The following is a 23,590-nucleotide window of genomic DNA, read 5'->3' on the forward strand; positions in this document are numbered from 1 at the left end:
TGGTTTTCGTACCCCTCCAGAAACCAGGAGTGTCATGCGAGTCATCACCCAGCACAAGCTCGGCGGCCCGGAAGTGCTCACGATCGCGGACGCGCCCGAACCCCGGGCAGTGCCGACCGAAGTCCTCGTCCGGGTCAAGGCGATCGGGTTGAATCCGTTGGAGGCGCGGCTGCGCGACGGCGAGTTTCCGTTGCTCGGCCAGCCGCCGTTCGTGCTCGGCTGGGACGTCAGCGGCGTGGTCGAAGAGGCGTTGACCTGGCGGTTCCGGCCGGGCGACGAGGTGTTCGGGATGCCGCTGTTTCCCCGCGCGGCCAACGCGTATGCCGAGCTCGTGACTGCTCCGGCCTTGCATCTGGTCCGCAAGCCGAAGGAGCTTTCGCACGTCGAGGCCGCGGCGTTGCCGGTCGTCGGGCTGACGGCGTGGCAAGGGCTGGTCGACCTCGGCGGCGTGACGGCGGGCGACCGCGTGCTGATCCACGGCGGGGGCGGCGGGGTCGGGCACGTCGCGATCCAGATCGCGAAAGCGCTTGGCGCGCAGGTGCTCGCGACGGCCAGCGGGAGCAAACGGGAGTTCGTCGAGGGGCTCGGCGCCGACGAGGTCATCGACTACCGAAAGGTCGATTTCGCTGAAGCGGTAAGCGATATCGACGTTGTGCTCGACACGCTCGGCGGCGACACCGCGGAGCGTTCGCTCGGTGTGCTCCGGCCGGGCGGGCATCTGGTGACGGCCGTCGCCGACGAAGACACTGAGCTGATCGCGAAGTTCGAGGCGGCCGGGATGCGGTTCAGCGGCATCGCGGTCGACTCGGACCCGTTCGGGCTGCGGGAGCTGGTCGCGCTCGTGGAGCAGGGCAAGCTCCGGGTCCACGTGCAGGAGACGTTCCCGTTCGAGCGGGTCGTCGACGCGCATCGGCTGCTAGACCGCGGTCATCTGCAGGGCAAGGTGGTGCTCACGGTTCCTTAAACCGTCAGCACGATCCGGCCTCGCGCCTCCCCCGATTCCTGCAAGCGGTGCGCCTCGGCGGCCTCCGCGAGGGGGAGGCGAGTGCCGATCCGCGGGCGCAGAATTCCGGTGGAGAGGGCCCGGTTGATCACGCGGGCGGCGGAACCCAGCGCGGCGATCCCGGCGTTGCTGATGGCGAACCCGCGGATGCTGGCGTCGCGCGTGTACAGCTGGCCGATCGGCAGCGTGGGGGTCGACTCCATTCCGGCCATCGCCACGATGCGGCCGCCGCGGGACAGGAGCGGCACTGCCGAGACCAGGTCGTGCTGTCCGGCGTTGTCCCACAACAGATCCACCGCCGGGAGGTTGCGGTAGAGGTCGGGGTCGGCGTAGTCGAAAACCTCTTCGGCACCGCATTCCCGGCACCATTCCGCGTCCTCGGCGCGGGCGGTCGCGACGACGCGCAGGCCGGCGGTCGAAGCAAGTTGGACGACCGCGCTGCCGACGCCGCCGCCCGCGCCGAGCACCGCGATCGTCTCGCCGTACCCGGCGCCGGCGTGTTCGAAAAGGCCCAGATACGCGGTGGCGGCGGTGTGCAGGACGGCGACCGCGTCGTCGGAAACCCCATCCGGCAACGGATAAAGCCGGTCCTCGGGCACGACGCAGTACTCGGAGAAGGAACCCTGCCTGCCGTCGTGGCCGAGGCTGTTGCACCACACCCGGTCGCCGGGCGCGAAGCGGTCTACTGGCGAGGAGACAACAGTGCCCACCAGATCCCGGCCGATGACGAACGGAAACGTAAGGGCGGTGGGATAAGCGCCCGAACGGATGAAGGTGTCGACGTGGTTCACCGTCACCGCGGAGACTTTCACCAGCACCTCGCGCGGCCCCGGCTCGGGGTCCGGGAGCGGACCGACCTTGATCTCGGAACTGTCGCCGGGCGACGTCACGTATGCAGCGATCACCGGACCACGGTACCGCCGGTTTTTCCCCGGCGGCGCGCGGATATCGGGATTGCTCCCCGTCGCCCGCGATTTGTCACCGAATCGGTCAGCTGACCCGATCGTCCAGAAACTCGTCCAGATACCGCCACGTCGTGCCCCGGGCGCGGCGTCCGGTCAGCACGCCGAGGTGCCCGCCGGGCGCGGTGCGGAACCGGACCTCCGGCGCGTTTTCCAGCAGCTGCACCACGCGTTCCACCGACGCCCGCGGCGCGATGGTGTCGTTTTCGCCCGCCACCACCAGCATCGGCTTCTTCACGTCGGACAGGCTGATCTTGCGCCCGTTCAGGTCGACGGTGCCCTCGGCGAGGTCGTTGGTGCGGAACAAGCGGTGGTACAGCTGGCCGAACGTCCGCCCGGGATAGGCGTACATGTTGCTCATGAAATGGTCCACCGCCTCGATCTGCGCGAGGTAATCGCGGTCGTCGAGGTTTTTCAGGATCGCCAGCGGTTTCGTGATTTCCTTGGAGATCCCGGTGGCCCGGAACACCCGGGTGACCAAATAGGACGGTGCGCCGCCGAACACCCGGTACACCGGGGTGAGCAGATGCCCGCCGGTGAGGTCCACGAGCGGACGGAACGGCGCGACGATCGGGATCGCGGTGAAATCGACCGGCGAGCCGACCGCGGTGATCGAATCGATCGGGAGGTCCGGCTGGTCCGCGCTGACCAGCATCGAGAAAATCCCGCCGAGCGACCACGACACCAGGTGCACGCCCCGTCCGCCGGCGTCCTCGCTGACCTTCCGGATCGCCCTCGGCAGCACCTCGTCGATCCAGTGCTCGATGCCGAGGCGGCGGTCGGAGAAGGCGACCATGCCGTAGTCCACGAGATAGGTCGGCCGCCCGCCTTCCACCAGGTGCTCGATGAGGCTGCAGCCGCGGCGCAGGTCGAAGCACAGCGCGGGCGCGGCCAGCGGCGGCACCAGCAGCACCGGCGGGCCGGAGGTCGCGGCGGCGCCGTGCGTCATCCGGTACACCGACCGGTTGGGCCCCTGGTCGATCAGCACCCTCGGCATCGGCCGCAGATCGGCGACCCCACCCTGGAAAACCTTGCCCACGACATTGGCCGCCGCGGCAGCCAACCGGGCCGGTGGGGAAACCATCTAGCGCCTCCTGGAACTCGTCTTCTGCCGGGCATCTTGCCGTGCGTGCGGGCGCGGCATCAACACGCCACTCCCGCAAGCACCGGGCAAGCGCATGTCCGCCTCAGACGCTCCCATCAGGCGGGAGCGACGGCGCGCTCCGGGCGGCCCGGTCCTCGTACTCGGCGCGCTCGGGCGAATGCGCGGCCGACGCCAGCAGCTGGTCGCCGCCGAGCGCGCGCACCAGCCATTCGCCGAACGCACGCGGGAAAAGCCGGGTGATCCGGCCGGTCAGATCGAGCGATTTCGGGACGAAGACGTCAAACTTCGGCCGCTCCAGCGCGTCGACGATCGCCGCCGCGACATCGTCCGGCCCCACCGACTTGATGAACCGCGCTTCGCCCAGCCCGGACGCGAGTTCCGTGCGCACCACCGCGGGCATCACGCACGACACCTCGACGCCCGTGCCGCGCAGCTCGAGCCGCACCGCCTCGGACAGGCCGACCACGGCGTGTTTCGTAGCGCAGTACGTGGCCGCTCCGGCGAATCCGGACTTTCCGGCCATCGACGCCACATTCACGATGTGCCCGCGTCCGCGCGGCTTCATCCGTTTGACGGCCTCGCGGGTGCCGTGCACGACCGCGTGCACGTTGATCTCCAGCAGCCGCCGCGTGGCCGCGTCGTCCTCCTCGTCCAGCGGCGAAAGCGGCATGATGCCGGCGTTGTTGATCAGCACGTCGATCGGCCCGACGGTGCGCTCGACGTCGTCCAGGAACGCGGTGAAGGCGGCCGTGTCGGTGACGTCCAGCGGCGACGCGACCACGTCCGGGCCCAGTTCGCCCGCGGTTTTCTCGGCGCGGACCCGGTCGAGGTCGCCGAGCACGAGCCGGGAGCCGCGCCGGTGCAGCGCGGCGGCGGTGGCCGCCCCGATGCCCTGCGCGCCGCCCGTGACGACGACGACCTTTCCGGAGAGCGACTGCCTGGCCATGGCGGACTCCTCGGTCTGCTCCTCGGTCTATTGACACTTAGCCAATATCGTCCTCCGGAGCACGCGGGTCCGCTATCCCCCAACCCGTTGCTCGAGGACCTGGCCGAGCCAGCCGTCGACGGTGAACTGCTCGGTCGGCTTGAAGCCCTGGCTCTCGTAGTAGCGCGGCAGATCGCCGTCGCCGCCCGCCCAGCAGTCGACGCGCACGAGGTCGATCCCGCGGCGTTTCGCCTCGTCCATCGCGTGCCGCAGCAGCCGCGAGCCGACCTGGTGCCCGGTGAACCGGCGGGAGGTGATCAACAGCCGGACGTACAGTTCGGGCTCGTCGACCTTCGGCGCGTACGGCATCGCCTCCCCGAGGATCAGCGCGCCCGCGGGTTTTCCGTCGATCTCGGCCATCCGGAGCTCCGGATCGGCCGCGTACTCGCGCACTCGCTCGACCCGCTTCGGGATCGTGCTCCACGGCTCAGTGCCCCATTGGCCCGCGCTGCCGCGCGCGACCAGCCATGCGACGGCCTCGTCGAAAAACCCCAGCAAAACGTCTGCGTCTCCGGCAGCCCCAGGCCGGATGGTGAACTCCATCTGCCCACAATAGGGACAGGTGAAGCAGCGCCGCCGGGACTCCGCCCGGACGCCCCGGCGGCGCTGGGTCTCAGGCCCCCACTCCGAGGTGGCGCGCGATCAGCATCTTCTGGACCTCGCTGGTGCCCTCGCCGATTTCCAGGATCTTCGCGTCGCGGTAGAAGCGGCTGACCGGGAATTCGTTCATGAAGCCGTATCCGCCGAAGATCTGCGTGGCGTCCCGGGCGTTGTCCATCGCCGCGTTCGACGCCACCAGTTTCGCGATCGACGCTTCCTTCTTGAACGGTTCGCCGCGCAGCATCTTCGACGCCGCCTGGTAATACGCCAGCCGGGCAGTGTGCGCGCGGACCTCCATGTCGGCGATCTTGAACTGGATCGCCTGGTACTCGCCGATCCGGTGGCCGAACGCGACGCGGTCCTTCGCGTACTTCAGGCATTCGTCCACGCAGCCCTGCGCGAGACCGACGCTCAGCGCGGCGATCGCGACGCGGCCCTCGTCCAAAATGGACAGGAACTGCGCGTAGCCGCGGCCCCGCTTGCCGACCAGGTTCTCCGCGGGCACCCGGACGTCCGAAAAGGACAGTTCGTGGGTGTCCGAGCAGTTCCAGCCGACCTTCGAGTACTTCGGGGCCACCGTGAAGCCCGGCGTGCCGGACGGGACGATGATCGCCGAGATCTCCTTGCGGCCGTTCTCCATCACGTCGGTGACCGCGGTGACGGTGACCAGTTTCGTGATGTCGGTGCCGGAGTTGGTGATGAACGCCTTGCTGCCGTTGATGACCCACTCGTCGCCGTCGAGCCGGGCGCGCGTGCGGGTGGCCCCGGCGTCCGAGCCGCCGCCGGGTTCGGTGAGGCCGAACCCGCCGAGCGCCTCCGCCGTGGTCAGCATGGGCAGCCAGGTTTCCTTCTGCTCCTGGGTGCCGAAGCGGTAGATCGGCATCGCGCCGAGCGAAACGCCCGCCTCCAGCGTGATCGCGACCGAGGAGTCGACCCGCGCCAGCTCCTCCAGCGCGAGGCACAGCGCGAAGTAATCCCCGCCCATGCCGCCGAATTCCTCCGGGAACGGCAGGCCGAACAGGCCCATCTCGCCCATCTTGGCGACCAGCTCGTACGGAAATTCTTCCTTCTCGTACAGCGGTCCGATCACCGGCGCGACCTCCGCCTGCGCGAAGTCCTCGACCGTCTTGCGAAGCGCCTCGTACTCGTCGTCCAGCCGGAAGTCGATCACTGCTTCTCCTCTGCTGCGCTCACCACGGCCAGCGTCTCGTCGAGCGCGACCTGCTGGCCGGCCCGCACCGAAAGCTCGGTCACCACGCCGTCGATCGGCGCGGTCACGGTGTGCTCCATCTTCATCGCCTCGACGACCAGCAGCGGCGTTCCCGCGCTCACCACGTCGCCTTCGGCGGCCTTGACCACCAGCACCGTTCCCGGCATCGGGCTCTTCACCGGACCGGCGCCCGCCGCCTCGCCGCGCGAGGACAGCGTCACTTCCTGGTCGGCGAACGCGAACGACCGGCCTTCGCGGGCCAGCCACACTGTCCGTTGCGGACCGTCGGCGCAGCGGTACCGCTCCACGCCGTTCGCCCGGCGCACCTCGAGCAGATCGCCTTCGCGGCGGGCGGAAACGCGCACCGGCTCGGCGTCGTCCACCCGCACCGAGGCGTCCGACGGGGTGCCCTCGACCCGCACCACGGCCTGGTTTTCCCCGGTCCGCAAGCGGAAAGTGACCCCGCCGGGGCCGCTGAGCCGCCATCCGCTCGGGATGTCCCACGGGTCCACGACCGCGCCGGTCGGCTGCAGCGAGATCAGCCGATCCATGGCCGCGGCGACGAAAAACCCGGCCGGGACTTCCGAGGAGACCAATTCGGACAGTCGCCGGTCCACCAGTTCGGTGTCCAGCCGTCCGGCGCGGACGTCCTCGTCGGCGAGCAGGCCGCGCAGGAACGCGATGTTCGTGCCGAGGCCGAGCAAGGCGGTGTCGGCCAGCGCGCGGTCCAGTTTCTGCAGCGCCGACGCGCGGTCCGGGCCGTGCGCGATGATCTTCGCCAGCATCGGGTCGTAGTTCGACCCGACCACCGCGCCGACCGACATCCACGAGTCGACCCGCACGCCGTCGCCGGAGGGCTCGTGCACGGCCAGCACCGTGCCGCCGGTCGGGATGAAGCCGCGCGCCGGATCCTCGGCGTAGACCCGGGCTTCGACCGCGTGCCCGTCGAGGCGCACGTCGTCCTGCGTCAGGCCGAGCGGCTCCCCTGCCGCCACCCGTACCTGCCAGGACACCAGGTCGAGGCCGGTCACCATTTCCGTGACCGGGTGCTCGACCTGCAGCCGGGTGTTCATCTCCATGAAGAAGAACTCGTCCGGGTTGTGCGCGGACATGATGAACTCGACCGTGCCCGCGCCGACGTACCCGACCGACCGCGCGGCTTCCGCGGCCGCCGCGCCCATTTTCGCCCGGGTGGCCTCGTCGAGCAGCACCGACGGCGCTTCCTCGATGATCTTCTGGTGCCGCCGCTGCAGGCTGCACTCGCGCTCGCCGAGATGCAGCACGGTGCCGTGCGCGTCCGCCAGCACCTGGATCTCGATGTGCCGCGGCGTGGTGACGAACCGCTCCATCAGCAGCGTGTCGTCGCCGAACGAACTCTTCGCTTCCCGGCGCGCGGACTCGATCGCAGCGTCCAATTCGGACTCTTCGTGCACCAGGCGCATGCCCTTGCCGCCACCGCCGGCGGACGGCTTCAGCAGCAGCGGGTAACCGACCTTCGCCGCGGCCTCGGCGAAGCCGCCCTCCGGAATGTCCACATCGGACGCACCAGGCACCACCGGAACCCCGGCCGCGGACACCGTGGCCTTCGCCCGGATCTTGTCGCCCATCTTGTCGATCGCTTCCGGCGGCGGGCCGATGAACACCAGCCCGGCCTCCGCGCACGCCCGCGCGAACGCGGTGTTCTCGGCGAGGAAGCCATACCCCGGATGCACCGCCTGCGCACCGGTTTCCTTTGCCGCGGCGACAATCGCGGGGATCGACAGGTAGCTCTTCGCCGCTTCGGCCGGGCCGAGGCGTACCGCGGTGTCGGCCTCGCGGACGTGCCGGGCGTCGGCGTCCGCGTCGCTGTACACCGCGACCGAACGAATACCGAGCGCACGCAGCGACCGGATTACGCGAACCGCGATCTCGCCGCGGTTGGCGACCAGAACAGTCTCGAACACGCTCATCACATCCGGAAGACGCCGTAGTTGACCTCGGGCAAGGGTGCGTTGGCCGCCGCCGACAGCGCGAGACCGAGCACCGTGCGGGTGTCCGCCGGGTCGATCACGCCGTCGTCCCACAGCCGCGCAGTGGAGTAGTACGGGCTGCCCTGTTCCTCGTACTGCTCGCGGATCGGATCCTTGAAGGCTTCTTCGTCCTCAGTGGACCATTCGCCGCCGCGGCCCTCGATCGCGTCGCGGCGCACCGTCGACAGCACCGACGCCGCCTGCTCGCCGCCCATCACGGAAATCCGCGCGTTCGGCCACATCCACAGGAACCGCGGCGAATACGCCCGGCCGCACATGGAGTAGTTGCCCGCGCCGAAGGAGCCGCCGATGATCACGGTGAACTTCGGCACCCGCGCACAAGCCACCGCAGTGACCATTTTCGCGCCGTGCTTGGCGATGCCGCCCGCCTCGTACGCGCGGCCGACCATGAAGCCGGTGATGTTCTGCAGGAATACCAACGGAATCGAGCGCCGGTCGCACAGTTCGATGAAGTGCGCGCCCTTCATCGCGGACTCGGCGAACAGCACGCCGTTGTTCGCGATGATGCCGACCGGGTGGCCGTGGATGTGCGCGAAGCCGGTGACGAGCGTCGAGCCGTATTCCTTCTTGAACTCCGCGAACCGGCTGCCGTCGACGATGCGGGCGATGACCTCGCGCACGTCGTACGGGGTGCGCGAATCCGTCGGCACCACGCCGTACAGCTCGCGTTCGTCCACGGCGGGCGGCTCGATCGCCTTGACGTCCCACGGCCGCGGCGTGCGCGGGCCGAGGGTGGACACGATGTCGCGGACGATGCGCAACGCGTGCGCGTCGTCGTCCGCGAGGTGGTCGGTGACGCCGGACTGGCGCGCGTGCACGTCGCCGCCGCCCAGTTCCTCGGCCGTGACGACCTCGCCGGTCGCGGCCTTCACCAGCGGCGGGCCGCCGAGGAAAATGGTGCCCTGATTGCGCACGATGACCGCTTCGTCGCTCATCGCCGGGACGTACGCGCCGCCCGCGGTGCACGAGCCGAGCACGGCGGCGATCTGCGGGATCCCGCGCGCGGACATGGTGGCCTGGTTGTAGAAGATCCGGCCGAAGTGCTCGCGGTCCGGGAAGACCTCGTCCTGACGCGGAAGGAACGCGCCGCCCGAGTCGACCAGGTAAATGCACGGAAGGTTGTTGTGCAGCGCGACTTCCTGCGCCCGCAGGTGCTTCTTCACCGTCATCGGGTAGTACGTGCCGCCCTTGACCGTGGCGTCGTTGGCCACGATCACGCATTCGCGGCCGGACACGCGCCCGATCCCGGTGATGATGCCCGCGGACGGGGCCTCGTCGTCGTACAGCCCGGTCGCCGCGAGCGGGGAAAGCTCGAGGAACGGGGATCCCGGGTCCAGCAGCGCGTCCACCCGGTCGCGGGGCAGCAGTTTGCCGCGTTCCACATGACGGGCGCGCGACTTCTCCGGCCCGCCCAGCCGGGCGGCGGCGAGCCGCTTGTGCAGATCCTCGACCAATTCTCCGTGCGAGGTGACGCTGCGGGCGAAGGTGTCGCTGCTGGGATCCGCGGAACTGCGCAGTACCGGCGTGTCCATGGCTCTCCGTCGAGACGTTAGCGGTCGTTAACTCCGCCGGAGATGTTAGTGCTCGTTAACCGTCGTGTCCAGCCCAGCACGAAGCACCCGGCCCCGCGACCGGGTGAAATAGGGAACACTCAGCCCGCGACGGCGTCGGAGATCCAGCCGGCCACCGGCAGATCCCGTTCGAGGCATTCGACCGACAGCCGGATCGTCCAGCGCAGCGCCTGCAGCAGGAGGCTGTCCACCTCGTTCGGCGCGGCGCTCGCCAACGCGATTTCGACCTGTTCGCGAGCGGCGGCGGTATTGCCGTGCACCTCGGCCAGCAGCGTGCGGACGGCGGTGCGGACCGGCGGGTCGGCCTGGTCGATCGAAACCTCTTCGCCCGCCTCGTCGAACACCTGCACCTTGACCGGCGCGGTGCCGCCGTCGCCGAGGGTGGACACCATCGCGCTGCACTCGCCGAACAGCAGCAGCATCAGCTCTTTGGTTTCCTCGTCGCGTTCGCCCGGCTCCTGCGACGAGGGCGTGACCTCTTCCAGCGCCTCCGTGTCCTCGCCAAGGCTGATGGCGACGAGCGCGCGCTGCGCCTTCTCGACGAGCCGCTGCTCGCCTTCGCTCCGGTCCGCGGTCACGTGCCTATCAAACACCAGACCGGCGGCCGGCGGGATACCCCGGATCGCGGCCTCAGCCCGCCGCGGAAAGGGCGCCCAGCGCGAGCCGGCACAGCAGATCGGCGAGCGCGCCGTCACCGAGATGGCGGTTGTAGGGCGTCGAGTTGATCAAGCCGAACACGGCGTGTGCCGCCGACCGCGCCTGGCGTTCGCCGAGGCCGGGCACAGCTTCGCGAATCGCCCGCACCCACACCTCGACGTACTGCCGCTGGAGCGCGCGCACCTGCTTGCGATCACTGTCGGTGAGGTTCGCGAGATTGCGCTCCTGCACGGTGATGAGCGCCGGATGGTCGAGCGCGAAGTCGACGTGGAACCGCACGAGCGCGGCCAGCAGCTCGTCCGGCGTGCCGCCCGCCTCGGCGCGCGCGGTGCCGCCTTCGAGCAGGTAGTGGCTGATCGAGTTCAGCATTTCCCCGAGAATCGCGTCCTTGCTGCGGAAATGCCGGTACAGCGCGGGACCGGAGATGCCGACTGCCGCGCCGATGTCGTCGATGCCGACGCCGTGGAAACCGTGGTGGGCGAACAGCTCGGCGGCGGCGGAGAGGATCTGTTCCCGTCTGTTCGGCTTCGCGCCGTTCACCAGCGGGAGGGAATTCGCCGACATCCGCACATAGTAGGTCCCGCGGTTAGCGGGCGCTAACTTCCCGTCCTACTTCCTGCTTGAGCCAAGTGGAGGCACCGGGATTTCAGGGGTGTCTCGTGGGGATTGCACCTGGTAATGCTTTACCGCGTCAAGCTGTCACGACAGGAGTGACCTATGGCTGCAAACACCCGTCAACCATCACGACGCGTCCTTCGGATGTGCGCGGCCCTGGGGGTCGCTCTCGCTGCCTCGCTCGGCTTCGCCACCGGTGCGAGTGCCGCGTCGCAAAACTACGTCGCGCTCGGCGACTCCTACTCTTCCGGAGTGGGCGCCGGGAGCTACGGCGATTCCGGCAGCTGCAAACGCAGTGCCAACGCGTACGGCCAGCTGTGGGCCAACGCCCACTCCGGCACCAATTTCACCTTCCTCGCCTGCTCGGGCGCGAAGACCGGCGACGTGCTGAACCAGATCAGCTCGATGCCGTCCAACGCCACCTTGATCACGCTCACCGTGGGCGGCAACGACGCCGGGTTCACCGACGTGATCAAGACCTGCACGCTGGGCAGCGACCAGACCTGCGTGGACCGGGTCAACACTGCCAAGACCTACGTCCAGAACACCCTTCCCGGGCTGCTGGACAAGGTGTACTCGGCGGCCAAGAGCAAGGCCCCCGGGGCTTCGCTGGTCGTTTTGTCCTACCCGCGCTTCTACACCGTGCCGGGTTCGTGCAGCGTCGGGCTGAGCGACACGAAGCGGTCGGCGATCAACTCCGGGGCGGACACGCTGGCTTCGGTGATCTCGTCCCGGGTTTCCGCCGCGGGCGGGAAGTTCGTCGACGTCCGGCCGGCGTTCGTCGGGCACAACATCTGCTCGGCGGCCAGCGACTACCTGCACAGCCTGACCTGGCCGGTGGACGAGTCGTACCACCCGACCGCCGCCGGGCAGCGGGGCGGCTACTACTCGCCGCTGACCTCGGCGATCGGCTGACAGTTCGCGAAGACGCGTGAGGGCCGCCTTGCTTGCGAGGCGGCCCTCACCGCGTCTCACCCCAGCAATGTCTTGACCAGCGCGGCGATCTGCTCGGTTTCGATGAGGAAAGAGTCGTGGCCGTACGGCGACGTCAGCACCGCGGCCTCGCCGCCGACCGCCGCCGCGATCTCGTGCGACTGGTACGGCGGATAGAGCCGGTCGCTGTCCACCGCGGCGACCACGGTGCGCGCGGTGACCCGGCCCAGCGCGGCGGCGACCCCGCCGCGGCCCCGGCCGACGTCGTGGGTGTTCATGGATTCGGTGAGCACCACGTAGGAACCCGCGTCGAAGCGGCGGACGAGCTTGTCCGCGTGATGGTCCAGATAGGACTCGACCGCGAACCGGCCGCCCGCCAGCGGATCCTCGTCCCGCTGCGGCCGGTTTCCGAACCGCGTCTCCAGTTCGGGTTCGCAGCGATAGGTGACGTGCGCGATCCTCCTGGCCACGCCCAGTCCGCGATGCGGGCCTTCCGTCGCGGTGTAGTAGTCGCCGCCGTGCCAGGCCGGATCGGCTCGGATCGCGTGCAGTTGCGGCGCCGCCCAAGCGATCTGATCGGCGGACGCGCGCGCGGTCGAGGCAAGCACGAGCGCGGAGGCGACCCGATCGGGTTGACTTGCCGCCCATTCGAGAGCCCGCATCCCGCCCATCGAACCGCCCGCGACGGCGGCCCAGCGTTCGATGCCGAGCGCGTCCGCGAGTGCGGCTTCGGCGTTGACCTGGTCTCGGACGGTCAGCGCCGGGAACCGGCTGCCCCACGCCTCGCCGTCCGGGGCGGGCGAGGACGGGCCCGTCGACCCCTGACAGCCGCCGAGCACGTTAGGGGCGACGACGAACAGCTCGTCGGTGTCGAAAGCCTTTCCGGGGCCGATCAGCCCGTCCCACCATCCGGAACTCGGATGCCCGGGTTCGGCGGGACCGGCGGCATGGCTGTCGCCGGTGAGGGCGTGCTCGACGAGGACGGCGTTGGACCCGTCGGAGTTGAGCGTTCCCCACGTTTCGTACGCGAGGGTGTAGCCGGGCAGGGTCGTACCGGCCTCCAGCGCGAGTGCGCCGGGGCCGGTGAACCACTGCCGCCTGCCGGGTGGGTCCCCCGCCCGCCACGCGCCGGTGACGGGCGGAGGACTCGCGCCGGGATCCGTCACAGCGCCGCCTTGGCGGCCCGGAAGCCCGCCTCGAGGTCGGCCTTCAGGTCCTCGATGCCCTCCAGCCCGACGGCGAGCCGCACGAGACCCGGCGTGACGCCCGCGGCGACCTGCTCCTCGGGGCCGAGCTGGCTGTGCGTGGTGGACGCCGGGTGCACGATCAGGCTGCGCACGTCGCCGAGGTTCACCAGCTGGCTGTGCAGTTCGGTGCCGTCGACGAACTTCCGGCCCGCCTCGACGCCGCCGCGCAGCTCGAACGACAGCACCGCGCCGACGCCGCGCGGCAGGTACTTCTGCGCCGCCGCGTGGTACGGGCTCGACGGCAGACCCGCGTAGTAGACCTTCTCGACCTCGTCGCGCTCCTCCAGCCATTCCGCGAGCGCCTGCGCGTTCGAGGAGTGCCGGTCCACGCGCAGCGACAGCGTTTCGATGCCCTGCAGGATGAGGAAGCTGTTCAGCGGGGCGATCGCCGCGCCGGTGTCGCGCAGGATCTGCACGCGCGCCTTGGCCGCGAACGCGCCCGGGCCGAGCGCCTCCCAGTACTTGAGACCGTGGTAGCTCGGGTCGGGCTCGTTGAAGCCCGGGAACCGGCCCGGGTCCTTGCCGAAGTCGAACGTGCCGCCGTCGACCAGCACGCCGGCGACCGTCGTGCCGTGGCCGCCGAGGTACTTCGTCGCCGAGTGCACGACGATGTCGGCGCCGTGCTCGATCGGGCGGACCAGGTAGGGCGTCGGCACGGTGTTGTCCACGACCAGCGGGACCCCGGCTTCGTGGGCGACGTCGGCGACCTTGCGGATGTCGAGGACGGCGCTGCTCGGGTTGGCCAGCGTCTCGGCGAAGAACAGCTTGGTGTTCGGCCGGACCGCGGCCCGCCACTGCTCCGCGTCGTCCTGGTCGTCGATGAAGGTGACCTCGATGCCGAGCTTCGGCAGCGTGTAGTGGAAGAGGTTGTAGGTGCCGCCGTAGAGCGACGGGCTGGTGACGAAGTGGTCGCCCGAGTTGGCCAGGGTCAGGATCGCCGCGGTGACCGCCGCCGAACCGGAAGCGAAGGCGAGACCGGCGACGCCGCCTTCGAGGGTGGCGACGCGCTGCTCCAGCACGTCCTGGGTCGGGTTGTTGATGCGCGTGTAGATGTGGCCCGGCTCGGCGAGGCTGAACAGGTCCGCCCCGTGCTGCGTGTCGCGGAAGACGTACGACGTGGTCTGGTAGATCGGCGTCGCGCGGGCACCGGTGGCCGGGTCGGGCGCCGCCCCCGCGTGGATCTGCTTGGTCTCGAAGGACCAGCTCGTGGTGTCTTCCGGCATGTGCTCGCTCCTAGCGGTCGGGATCGGGTCGGCTGGGCGCCGACGCTAACCAGGCCGGACGAAACGCCCAACTGCTCTCACGGGATGAGAGTCCTACGCACCCGGACGTATGAATGACTGCCGCGCGCTGACGGACGACGCGACGGTCCGGTAAAGCGCACGCTCGGGCGCATGGACTGGAGAATGCGGCCGGCGACCCGGAAGTGGTTCCTGTTCGGCCACGTCGTCACGTCGGTCGGCTGGATCGGAGCCGAACTCGCGGTGCTGATCTGCGGCGTTCTCGCGATCGCCGATCTCGATCCAGTGACCACGCGCAGCGCGAACGTCATCGCCGGGGTGCTCGCCGGGACGCTCTATTTCCCGGCCAGCCTGCTCGCGCTGGCGACCGGGGTCGTGCTCGGCCTCGGCACGAAGTGGAAACTGGTGCGCTACCACTGGGTGCTGTGGAAGCTGGTGGCGACGCTCGCCCTGTTCGGCGGCGGGAACCTGCTGGTGGTCCCGTCGTTCGTCGCGCACGGCGAACAGGCGGCTCGCGGCGAGGTCGTGGGGGCCGGCGCGGTGTCGGGAACCGGGGCGATGAGCGTGGGTCTGACGTTGCTGTTGGCCGCGACCCTGGTGTCGTACTTCAAGCCGTGGCCCAAGGTCTTTTCGCGCTAACCAGTGCCGCGGGTGGCGAAACCGGGGCAGTCTTCTACCGTTCCAGCAAGAACGTCAGTAGCGCTGGAGGTAGCTGTGGTCTCGGTGCGCAGCGTCGTGGACCGGGTCGGTCCCACGCTGCTCCACGCGCTTTTCGTGCCGGAGGGCTGTCCGGCGGTCGGCGACGTCGTGATCGCCGAGCCGGGCGCGGAGTCCGCCATCGCGGCCGGCGACCTGGTGCTCGGGGTCGCGACGATCGAACCGGCGGATGCCGCGGAACTCGTCCGGGTGAGCGCCGGGCGGGGTGCGGCGGCGGTGCTGTTGAAACCGCCGCTGGCCGCGAAACAGCCGGTGCGGCGGGCGGCGAAGTCGGCGGGGATCGCGTTGATCCAGGTGCACGCGGCGACGTCCTGGGCTCAGTTGGTCTGGCTGCTGCGCACTGTTCTGGACGCGCTCGCCGACGAATCCGAAGCGCTCGAAGAGGGCGGCGACCCGGGTTCCGGAGACCTCTTCCGGCTCGCCGACGCCGTGGCCGCGGTGGTCGACGCGTCGGTGACGATCGAGGACACCAACTCGCGCGTCCTCGCCTACTCCGCGCGCCAGGACCTCACCGACCCCGCCCGCGTGGCGACGATCATGGGCCGCCGCATCCCGGACGACGTGCTGGCCCGGTTCCGCTCGCGCGGCGTGTTCCGCGAACTTTCCCGCGGCCGGCAGACGATCTTCGTCCCCGCCCAGCGCGACGGCACCCTGCCGCGGCTGATCGTGCCGATCCGGATGGGCGGCGAACTGCTGGGGTCGATGTGGGCCGTCGTCCCCGGCCCGGTTTCGGAGGAACGCGCAGCGGCTTTCGCAGACGCGGCTCCGGTCGTCGCACTGCACTTGCTGCGGCGGCGCGCGCACACGGACGCGCAACGCCGGGCCTCTGCCGAATTGCTGCGCGCGGTTTTGGAAGGACAGGTCCCGCCACGCCGGGTGGTCGCCGAACTGGATCTGTCCGACGAACCGCACCGAGTCGTGGTCGTCGACGTCAGCGGGGGCGACAGCCGAGATGCCGAGGGCTTGCTGCTGGCGTTGCTGGAACGGATTTCGCAGGGTTTCGGACGCCGTCCGGTAGCCGCGGAACTGGGCGGGTTGCTGTACGTCGTGGTCCCGGACCGCCCCGGCGAAGGCGGCTGGCCGGAACTGCGGGACGCACTGCTCGCCCAACCCGCTTCCCGCCGCGGCGGACTCCCCCGCGCGGCCGCAGGTGCGCCAGGCGACCCGACGGCGCTGGCCGCGTCGCGCGCCCAGGCGGACGAAGCGCTGGGACTGCTGCGGGCCGGGCTGGTCGAAGGTCGCGTCGTGGCTTACGACGAAGCCTGGACCGCGCTGGTTTTGCACCGCGCCGCCGCCGGAGCAGCGGCGGCGCAGGTGTCCGAACTCGGCCCACTCGGCGTGCTGCGCGCGCACGACGAGGCGAGCAACGCCGGGTACGTCGACACTCTCTACGAATGGCTCCGCCACCCCGGCGACCCCCGCTCCGCCGCGGAACGCCTGCGGATCCACCCGAACACGTTGCGATACCGCATGAAACGGCTGCTGGAACTGGTCCCGCTGAACCTCGACGACCCCGATGTGCGGCTCGCCCTGCTCACCCAGCTGATCGCACTCCGGTGGAGCTGACCTCGTAGCTGAGATCGTTGGCACGCAACGATTCCGGCTTCATCCGGACCCACACCGTGCCGCGCTCGGCCGGATCGTCGAGCAGGTACGCGCGGAATCGCGGATCCCACGCGGATTCGTCCGAACCCAGATACCGCACCAGTTTCCGGCGTCCGCGGGGCACGTCGAACGGCTCGATCCCGGCTTGCCCGCGCGCGATCACCTGACGCACCAAGCCGGTCGCGAGGTCGCAGACGTCCACCGTGACCGCGATCCGCGGCTCCGCGCGCACCCGGTCGGGCAGCCGCGACCACGGGCCGCTGAGAATCCAGAACTCCCCGTCCTCCCAGAGGTACCAGGCAGGCCGGACAGTCGGACCCGCGGTGGCGACCCGTGCGGTCAGCGGCTGCGCGAGGAAACTGTCGACGTCGAAGTCGGTCACGCGACCAGCAACGTCTTCCCGATCGTCCCCCGAGACTCGATCGCCGCGTGCGCGTCAGCCGCCCGCTCCAGCGGGAACCGCTGCCCGATCACCGGCGTGAGGTGCCCAGCCGCAGCCGCCTGCAGCGCCGATTCGGTGTAGCCGCGCATCGCCGCCGCGTCGCCGATCGACCGGACCAGCTTGACCCCGCGCGCGGCAGCGTCCTCTTCGGACACTTCCGTCCACGAACCGCTTGCCAGGCCGTAAATCGCCATCCGTCCGCCGGGCCGCACCAGGCTGAACGCCGCGGTGCCGACCGCGCCTCCCACGCCGTCGAACACCACGTCCACCTCCCCGGCCTTCTCGGTCCACTGTGGATCGTTGTAGTCGACCGCGAGGTCCGCACCCAATTCCCGGGCGTGGGCAAGCTTTTCCGCACCACCCGCGGCGGCCACGACCTCCGCGCCCGCCGCCTTCGCCAGCTGCACCAAAAGGCCGCCGACCCCTCCGGCGGCGGCCTCGACCAGCACCCGCTCCCCCGGCGCGACCGCGGTCGCGTGCACCAATCCGGTCGCCGTGCGCCCGTCGGCCAGCAACGCGACTGCCGCGTCGAGGCTCAGCGCGTGCGGCACCGGGAACACCAACCCCGCGTCCACGACCACGCGCTGCGCGTAACCGCCGCTGCCGCCGGTCGACGTCACCACGCGTTTCCCGACCAGCGCCGGGTCCACGCCCTCCCCGGCGCGGCTGATCACGCCCCCGACGCCGTTGCCGGGCACCATCGGAAGCGTGCTGCCGAACGGCCCCGTCCCCGTCGCCCGGAACTGCGTTTCCACGAACGTGACGTTGGCGAACGCCACCTCGATCAGCACCTGCCCCGGTCCGGGGGCCGGGTCGGGGGCCTCCCCCGCCTGCAGCACCGCCGGCCCTCCGAACTCCCGCAGCCACACCGCTCGCATGTAAGCCCTTCCTCGAAGTCTCCGCCGGGTGCCAGCCAACTACCTCGAGTGCGGTCGAGGTCAAGCGAGTTGTCCTGAGAGCACTACCGACCGGGCGCAAGACTGTGGCGGCGGAATGATGACACCGCCGTCCGGGTAGATCACCGTGAGTGGCAACACCTTCGACAGAACCGCCGCCAGGAGGCAAGCAGTGCGCATCGCCGTTCCCCGTGAGATCAAGAAGCACGAGTACCGGGTCGCGTTGACCCCGGCAGGCGTGCACGAACTGGTCGGTCGCGGGCACGACGTCTTCGTCGAGACGGGTGCCGGGACCGGGTCGTCCATCACGGACGAGGAATACGTCGCCGCGGGCGCGAAGGTGCTCGCCACCGCGGACGAAACGTGGTCCGAGGGCGAGCTCGTGCTGAAGGTGAAGGAGCCGATCGCCGAGGAGTACCCGCGTCTGCGCAAGGACCTGGTGCTGTTCACGTACCTGCACATCGCCGCGGACCGGCCGCTGACCGACGCGCTGCTGGCCGCCGGCACCACCGCGATCGCCTACGAGACGGTACAGAAGGCGAACGGCGCGCTGCCGCTGCTGGCTCCGATGTCCGAGGTCGCCGGCCGGCTGGCCCCGCAGGTCGGCGCTTACGCGCTGATGAAGCCGAGCGGCGGCCGGGGCGTGCTGCCCGGCGGCATCCCCGGCGTGCACCCGGCGCGCGTGGTCGTCATCGGCGGCGGCGTGGCGGGCCTCAACGCCGCCCGCGTCGCCCTCGGCCTCGGCTCGGACGTGGAAATCCTCGACACGAACGTCGACCGCCTCCGCCAGATCGACAACGACTTCGGCGGCCGCATCCGCACCGTCACCTCCAACCGCCTGTCGGTCGAAGAGTCGGTCCTGGAAGCGGACATGGTCATCGGCGCGGTCCTGGTCCCGGGTGCGAAGGCCCCGAAGCTGGTCTCCAACGACCTGGTCTCCCGCATGAAGCCGGGCAGCGTCCTGGTGGACATCGCGATCGACCAGGGCGGCTGCTTCGCGGACTCGCGCCCGACCACGCACGACGACCCGACCTACACGGTCCACAACTCGGTCTTCTACTGCGTGGCCAACATGCCCGGCGCAGTCCCGCGCACGAGCACCTACGGCCTGACCAACGTAACCCTCCCCTACGCAGTGCAGCTGGCAGACAAGGGCTGGAAGCAGGCCCTGTCGGCAGACCCCGCCCTCGCCCTGGGCCTGAACACCCACGCAGGCGCCCTGACGAACGCCCCAGTAGCCACCGCCCACAACCTCCCCCACACCCCAGTAGAAACCGCACTGGCATAACCCCGCACCAACGAGAAGCGGCGAGGACCACCGGTCCTCGCCGCTTCTCTTATGCCCCAAGCTTTTTGTTCCAACCCAACCGCCCTCGCAACCGCAGCCGAAGGCACCGTGGGGGTCCGGGGGGCTCGGCCCCCCGGGTAATACGACGCCCCTTCCCGACGAAGCGCCGCCAGGCGCGAGTAGGGAAGGGCCAGAAGGGGCGACCCGCTCAACCAGCCTGGGGGTCACTGGGAGCGGGTCGCCGGGTACTAGCTTAAAGAACATTGGGCGGATGCGCTCGCCCGGGGGTGGATTTCCCCGGGGTTCTTCCCGGTGACCAGGTGAACGTTCAACCTTTCGCCGGTGCCGCCGGGACCAGGGTTTCCCTGCTCCACGACGCTTCCGGGAGCCTGCGGAACCCGCTGGCGTGCCCTTCGTCACCTCGTCCGAGGGAGCGCCGGTTGTGCCCGTTTGGTCCGGGCCGCGGGCTCGCCGGGGAATAAATTGTCGGTGCCGCTCCCTAACCTTGTGATGTGACCACCACTGCGACGCCTGCGCGTCAAGACCGTCCGATTGCTGAGACGGCGCCCCGACCGGTCGGCTGGGTGCGCCGGTTGTCCGCTGCCTGCTGGGAGCACCGCGGCGTTGTCGTGCTCGCGATGACGGCGGCGATCCTGAGCGTCGGCGTGCAGGCGGCGAGCCCGTTGCTGGTGCGGTCGGCGGTGGACGACGCGGTGGCCGGGCATACGTCGCAGCTGGCCGGGCTCGCGGTGGCGCTGGTGGCGTTGCAGGTTGTCGCGTTCGGCTCGGCGTTCCTGCGCCGGTATGTCGGCGGGCGGCTGGCGCTGGACGTGCAGCACGATCTGCGGAACCGGGTGTTCGGCGCGGTCTCGCGGCTGGACGGCGGGAAACAGGACGCGTTGCGCACCGGGCAGGTGGTGTCGCGCGCGATCTCGGATTTGCAGCTGGTCACCGGGTTGCTGATGCAGGTTCCGCTCTCGGCGGGGTCAGTGATTTTCGCGGTGCTCGCGCTCGGGGCGATGTTGTGGATGTCGCCGCTGCTCACGCTCATCGCGCTGGTGGTCGCGCCCGCGGTCGGGATCGTCGTGGCGTTGAGCAGGCGGCGGTTGTTCCCGGCGACGTGGTCGGCGCAGCAGCGGGCAGCGGATGTCGCGCAGCACGTCGAGGAAACCGTCACCGGCGTGCGCGTGGTGAAGGGTTTCGGGCAGGAGGCGCGCGAGGTCGCGCGGCTGGAGCGCACGGCTCGGAAGCTTTTCGCGGAGCGGCTGCGCGCGGCGAGGCTGTCCGCGTTGCCGACAGCGACCACGTCGGCGCTGCCTGCCGCGGGTCAGGTCGCGGTGCTGGCGATCGGCGGCATGCTGGCGTTGAACGGGCAGATCAGCCTGGGCACGTTCCTGGCCTTCGCCACCTATCTCGCGGCGTTGATCGGCCCGGCGCGGTTCCTGTCCGGCCTGGTCGTGCAGGCGCAGCTCACGCGTGCCGGCGCGGAGCGGGTGTACGAGCTGATCGACGCGCAGCCGGAGGTCACCGACAGCCCCGACGCGCGGCCGCTGCCGCCCGGCACGCTGGGCGTCGAACTGCGCGACGTGAAGTTCGGCTACACCCGCAGCGACCCGGTGCTCGACGGGCTCACGCTCGAAGCGCGGCCCGGCGAAACACTCGCGCTGGTGGGCACCGCGGGGTCCGGCAAGTCCACGATTTCCATGCTGCTGCCCCGGTTTTACGACGTGCATTCGGGTTCGGTGCGGGTCGGCGGGCTCGATGTGCGCGACGTGCCGTTGAAGGACCTGCGCCAGGCGATCGGCGTGGTCTTCGAGGAGGCGTTCCTGTTCTCCACGTCGGTGCGCGACAACATCGCGTACGGCCGCCCGGACGCGAGCGACGAGGAGGTCTTCGCGGCCGCTCGCGCGGCAGAAGCGGACGAGTTCATCCGCGCGCTGCCGGACGGATACGCCACCGAGGTCGGCGAGCGCGGGCTCACGCTGTCCGGCGGGCAACGGCAACGGCTCGGGCTGGCCCGTGCGCTGCTGACCGACCCGCGCGTGTTGATCCTGGACGACGCGACGTCCGCGATCGACACCGTCACCGAAGCCGCGATCCACGACACGCTGCGCGCGGTCACCGCCGAACGCACCACGTTGCTCATCGCGCACCGGCGGTCGACGCTGCAGCTGGCGGACCGGATCGCGGTGATGGACCAGGGCCGAGTCGTCGACGTCGGCACCGAAGACGAACTGCTGGCGCGGTGCGCGCTGTTCCGCGAACTGGTCGCCGGTCCGGGCGACGACGTCGAAAAACCGCACCGCTGCGACAACCTCGAGCCCGGCGCGGACGGCACCACGGCGGTGCTGTGGCCGGACGACCACCGCGACGAGGTCGACGCGCTCGCCGAGGCCGCGCAGTCCCGCGGCGGCCTGCCCGGCGGCGGAAGCGGCTTCGCGGGCAGCGGCGGCGCGGACGTGCCGCCGACCCCGGAACTGCTGGAAGGCGTCCGCCGCCTGCCTCCGGCCACCGACCGGCCCCGACTGTCCGATGTGGACGTTACCGCCCCGGACCCCGGTTTCCGGCTGTCTCGGATCCTGCGTCCGGTGCGGTGGCCGCTGATCGGAGTGATCGGCCTGGTCGCGGCCGACGCACTGGCCTCGCTCGCGCTGCCCGCGCTGTACCAACGCGGAGTCGACCACGGTGTGCTGCCCGGTGTCGCGAGCGTCGTGTGGTTGCTGGCCGGGATCGGCGCGCTCGTGGTCGCGGCCGACTGGTTCGTGGTGCGCTGGCAAACCCGGCTCACCGCCCGCGTCGGCGAGACAGTGTTGTACTCGCTGCGCGTGCGCAGTTACGCGCACCTGCAACGGCTCGGGCTGGACTACTACGAGCGCGAGCTGTCCGGGAAGATCATGACCCGGATGACCACGGACGTCGACGCGTTGTCCACGTTCCTGCAAACCGGCCTGGCCACCGCGGTCGTCAGCGCGCTCACGTTGGTGGGCATCACGGTCGCGCTGCTGGTCACCGATGCCGCGCTGGCCTTGTACGCGCTGGCCATGCTGCCGATCCTGCTCGTAGCCACGCTGATCTTCCGGCGGGTCGCTTCCCGTGCGTACAGCGAGGCGCGCGAGAAGGTGAGCGTCGTCAACGCGGACATGCAGGAGAACGTCAGCGGTCTGCGCGTCGCCCAGGCGTACACGCGCGAAGAGCGTTCGGCGGAGGTGTTCGCGTCCCGCAGCGACGACTACCGCCGCTCGCGGCTGCGCGCGCAGCGGTACATCGCGACGTACTTCCCGCTCGTCTCGCTGCTGTCGGATCTGGCGACCACCACCGTCCTGGTCGTCGGCGCACATCGCGTCGCAGGCGGCACGCTCGAAGCCGGCGTGCTGCTCGGATTCTTGCTGTACCTGCAGCAATTCTTCTCGCCGATCCAGCAACTGTCGTCGGTGTTCGACGGCTACCAGCAGGCCCGCGTCGGCCTGAGCCGCATCGGCGACCTGCTGCGCACGCCGACGTCGGTGCCCCCGGCCGAGCACCCGGTGGAACTGCCCGCGCGCCTGTCCGGCGAAGTGCGGTTCAAGGACGTCGATTTCTCCTACACCGGCGCGGAAAAGCCCGCGCTGGAGAACCTGACGCTCGACGTCGCGGCAGGCGAAACCGTCGCGCTGGTAGGCGCGACCGGCGCGGGGAAGTCCACCGCGGTCAAGCTCGTCGCCCGCTACTACGACGCCACCGGCGGCGCGGTGTTGATCGACGGCGTCGACGTCCGCGAGTACGACCTGCCCGCGCTACGCGCCCGGATGGGCGTGGTGCCGCAGGAAGCGCACCTGTTCTCCGGCACCGTCGCGGACAACGTGCGGTACGGCCGCCCCGAAGCCACCGACGCGGAAGTCGAGGCCGCCGTACGCGCGGTCGGCGCCCTGGACGGAGTAGCCGCGCTGCCCGCCGGTTTCCGCCAACCAGTAGGCGAACGCGGCCGCTCCCTCTCCGCCGGGCAACGGCAGCTGGTCGCGCTCGCCCGAGCCGAACTGGTCGACCCGGACGTCCTCCTGCTGGACGAGGCCACCGCCGCCCTGGACCCGGCCACCGAAGCCACGGTGCTCCGGGCCACCGAACACCTGGCCCGCCGCCGCACCACCTTCGTGGTCGCCCACCGCCTGGCCACCGCCGCGAAAGCGGACCGGATCGTCGTGCTGGACCACGGCCGCATCGTCGAACAAGGCAGCCACGCGGAACTGGTCGCCGCGAACGGCCACTACGCCCGGCTGTGGGCACTGGGATGAGCCAGACGATGCTGCGGGGCTAGAGACGCCGGGGATTGCCCACGCCGCCCTGAGGATGCCGATGCATCGCGCGAGCGCCACTGTCTCCAGGACGCTCGCGCGATGCCCGGCTTGTCCCACGTCGCCGATCAAAACCGTTGCAGCACATCGGCGAAACAGCACGCCGTCACCAACCGAACTCTCACGCGATGCCCGCCCAGCCAACCCACACTCAA

At 70.2% G+C, this 23,590-nt stretch carries 19 protein-coding genes; 6 read left to right on the forward strand and 13 right to left on the reverse strand.

Going from position 1 to position 23,590, the window contains the following annotated elements; genetic code table 11:
- Positions 1-34 precede the first annotated feature (34 nt).
- Positions 35-964: an NADP-dependent oxidoreductase gene (locus SSMG_RS31720; protein WP_009082860.1), complete on the forward strand. Its 930-nt coding sequence runs from the start codon at positions 35-37 to the stop codon at positions 962-964.
- Here SSMG_RS31720 and SSMG_RS31725 read toward each other — a convergent pair.
- From SSMG_RS31725 to SSMG_RS31765, 9 genes are all read right to left on the reverse strand, one after another.
- Positions 961-1,908, reverse strand: coding sequence for an NADPH:quinone reductase (locus SSMG_RS31725; RefSeq protein WP_009082862.1), 948 nt, complete (start codon positions 1,906-1,908; stop codon positions 961-963). The two genes, SSMG_RS31720 and SSMG_RS31725, sit on opposite strands and share 4 nt — an antisense overlap.
- Before the next feature lie 85 nt (positions 1,909-1,993).
- Positions 1,994-3,049 carry an alpha/beta fold hydrolase gene (locus tag SSMG_RS31730; protein ID WP_009082864.1) on the reverse strand — a complete coding sequence of 352 codons (1,056 nt, stop codon included), beginning with the start codon at positions 3,047-3,049 and terminating at the stop codon, positions 1,994-1,996.
- Positions 3,050-3,152: 103 nt separating this feature from the next.
- On the reverse strand, positions 3,153-4,016 hold the full coding sequence (locus SSMG_RS31735; protein ID WP_009082867.1) for an SDR family oxidoreductase: 864 nt from the start codon (positions 4,014-4,016) through the stop codon (positions 3,153-3,155).
- A 72-nt stretch (positions 4,017-4,088) separates the two neighbouring features.
- Positions 4,089-4,598 (reverse strand): GNAT family N-acetyltransferase, encoded by a 510-nt coding sequence (locus SSMG_RS31740; RefSeq protein WP_009082869.1) that lies wholly within the window; start codon positions 4,596-4,598, stop codon positions 4,089-4,091.
- A 70-nt stretch (positions 4,599-4,668) separates the two neighbouring features.
- Positions 4,669-5,823: an acyl-CoA dehydrogenase family protein gene (locus SSMG_RS31745; RefSeq protein ID WP_199786378.1), complete on the reverse strand. Its 1,155-nt coding sequence runs from the start codon at positions 5,821-5,823 to the stop codon at positions 4,669-4,671.
- Positions 5,823-7,814 (reverse strand): acetyl-CoA carboxylase biotin carboxylase subunit, encoded by a 1,992-nt coding sequence (locus SSMG_RS31750; protein WP_009082873.1) that lies wholly within the window; start codon positions 7,812-7,814, stop codon positions 5,823-5,825. Before SSMG_RS31750 ends, SSMG_RS31745 begins: the two co-directional genes overlap by 1 nt.
- Positions 7,814-9,427 carry a carboxyl transferase domain-containing protein gene (locus tag SSMG_RS31755; protein ID WP_009082875.1) on the reverse strand — a complete coding sequence of 538 codons (1,614 nt, stop codon included), beginning with the start codon at positions 9,425-9,427 and terminating at the stop codon, positions 7,814-7,816. The genes SSMG_RS31750 and SSMG_RS31755 overlap by 1 nt, the downstream gene beginning before the upstream one ends.
- Positions 9,428-9,546: 119 nt before the next feature.
- Positions 9,547-10,044 carry a hypothetical protein gene (locus SSMG_RS31760; protein ID WP_086024916.1) on the reverse strand — a complete coding sequence of 166 codons (498 nt, stop codon included), beginning with the start codon at positions 10,042-10,044 and terminating at the stop codon, positions 9,547-9,549.
- 52 nt (positions 10,045-10,096) lie between these two features.
- Positions 10,097-10,687 carry a TetR/AcrR family transcriptional regulator gene (locus SSMG_RS31765; RefSeq protein ID WP_009082879.1) on the reverse strand — a complete coding sequence of 197 codons (591 nt, stop codon included), beginning with the start codon at positions 10,685-10,687 and terminating at the stop codon, positions 10,097-10,099.
- A gap of 195 nt (positions 10,688-10,882) precedes the next feature.
- Here SSMG_RS31765 and SSMG_RS31770 point away from each other — a divergent pair, with 195 nt between their 5' ends.
- The gene (locus SSMG_RS31770) at positions 10,883-11,653 is read left to right on the forward strand and encodes an SGNH/GDSL hydrolase family protein (RefSeq protein ID WP_037715504.1); all 771 of its coding nucleotides are present in this window, start codon (positions 10,883-10,885) and stop codon (positions 11,651-11,653) included.
- A gap of 56 nt (positions 11,654-11,709) precedes the next feature.
- Here the strand turns inward: SSMG_RS31770 and SSMG_RS31775 are convergent, their stop codons facing one another.
- Together SSMG_RS31775 and SSMG_RS31780 are read right to left on the reverse strand one after the other, a co-directional pair.
- A complete protein-coding gene (locus tag SSMG_RS31775) occupies positions 11,710-12,837 on the reverse strand; it encodes a homoserine O-acetyltransferase (protein ID WP_009082884.1) in 1,128 nt (375 codons plus the stop codon).
- Complete coding sequence (locus SSMG_RS31780) at positions 12,834-14,141, reverse strand: bifunctional o-acetylhomoserine/o-acetylserine sulfhydrylase (protein WP_009082886.1); 1,308 nt, start codon at positions 14,139-14,141, stop codon at positions 12,834-12,836. Before SSMG_RS31780 ends, SSMG_RS31775 begins: the two co-directional genes overlap by 4 nt.
- Positions 14,142-14,312: 171 nt before the next feature.
- Here SSMG_RS31780 and SSMG_RS31785 point away from each other — a divergent pair, with 171 nt between their 5' ends.
- A complete protein-coding gene (locus SSMG_RS31785; RefSeq protein ID WP_009082888.1) occupies positions 14,313-14,798 on the forward strand; it encodes a hypothetical protein in 486 nt (161 codons plus the stop codon).
- Between the two features lie 84 nt (positions 14,799-14,882).
- Positions 14,883-16,442: a CdaR family transcriptional regulator gene (locus SSMG_RS31790; protein ID WP_009082889.1), complete on the forward strand. Its 1,560-nt coding sequence runs from the start codon at positions 14,883-14,885 to the stop codon at positions 16,440-16,442.
- On the opposite strand, the gene SSMG_RS31795 is transcribed toward SSMG_RS31790, so the two are convergent.
- Both SSMG_RS31795 and SSMG_RS31800 read right to left on the reverse strand, forming a co-directional pair.
- Complete coding sequence (locus tag SSMG_RS31795; protein ID WP_009082891.1) at positions 16,411-16,863, reverse strand: pyridoxamine 5'-phosphate oxidase family protein; 453 nt, start codon at positions 16,861-16,863, stop codon at positions 16,411-16,413. The two genes, SSMG_RS31790 and SSMG_RS31795, sit on opposite strands and share 32 nt — an antisense overlap.
- Positions 16,860-17,801, reverse strand: a complete 942-nt coding sequence (locus tag SSMG_RS31800; RefSeq protein WP_037715509.1) for a zinc-binding dehydrogenase — start codon at positions 17,799-17,801, stop codon at positions 16,860-16,862. Before SSMG_RS31800 ends, SSMG_RS31795 begins: the two co-directional genes overlap by 4 nt.
- 190 nt (positions 17,802-17,991) lie before the next feature.
- Here SSMG_RS31800 and ald point away from each other — a divergent pair, with 190 nt between their 5' ends.
- Positions 17,992-19,107 carry an alanine dehydrogenase gene (ald, locus tag SSMG_RS31805; RefSeq protein ID WP_009082895.1) on the forward strand — a complete coding sequence of 372 codons (1,116 nt, stop codon included), beginning with the start codon at positions 17,992-17,994 and terminating at the stop codon, positions 19,105-19,107.
- A gap of 584 nt (positions 19,108-19,691) precedes the next feature.
- Positions 19,692-23,375, forward strand: coding sequence for an ABC transporter ATP-binding protein (locus tag SSMG_RS31810; protein ID WP_286157084.1), 3,684 nt, complete (start codon positions 19,692-19,694; stop codon positions 23,373-23,375).
- Positions 23,376-23,590: the final 215 nt, after the last annotated feature.

This window comes from Streptomyces sp. AA4, assembly GCF_000158875.1.
GTDB lineage: Bacteria > Actinomycetota > Actinomycetes > Mycobacteriales > Pseudonocardiaceae > Amycolatopsis.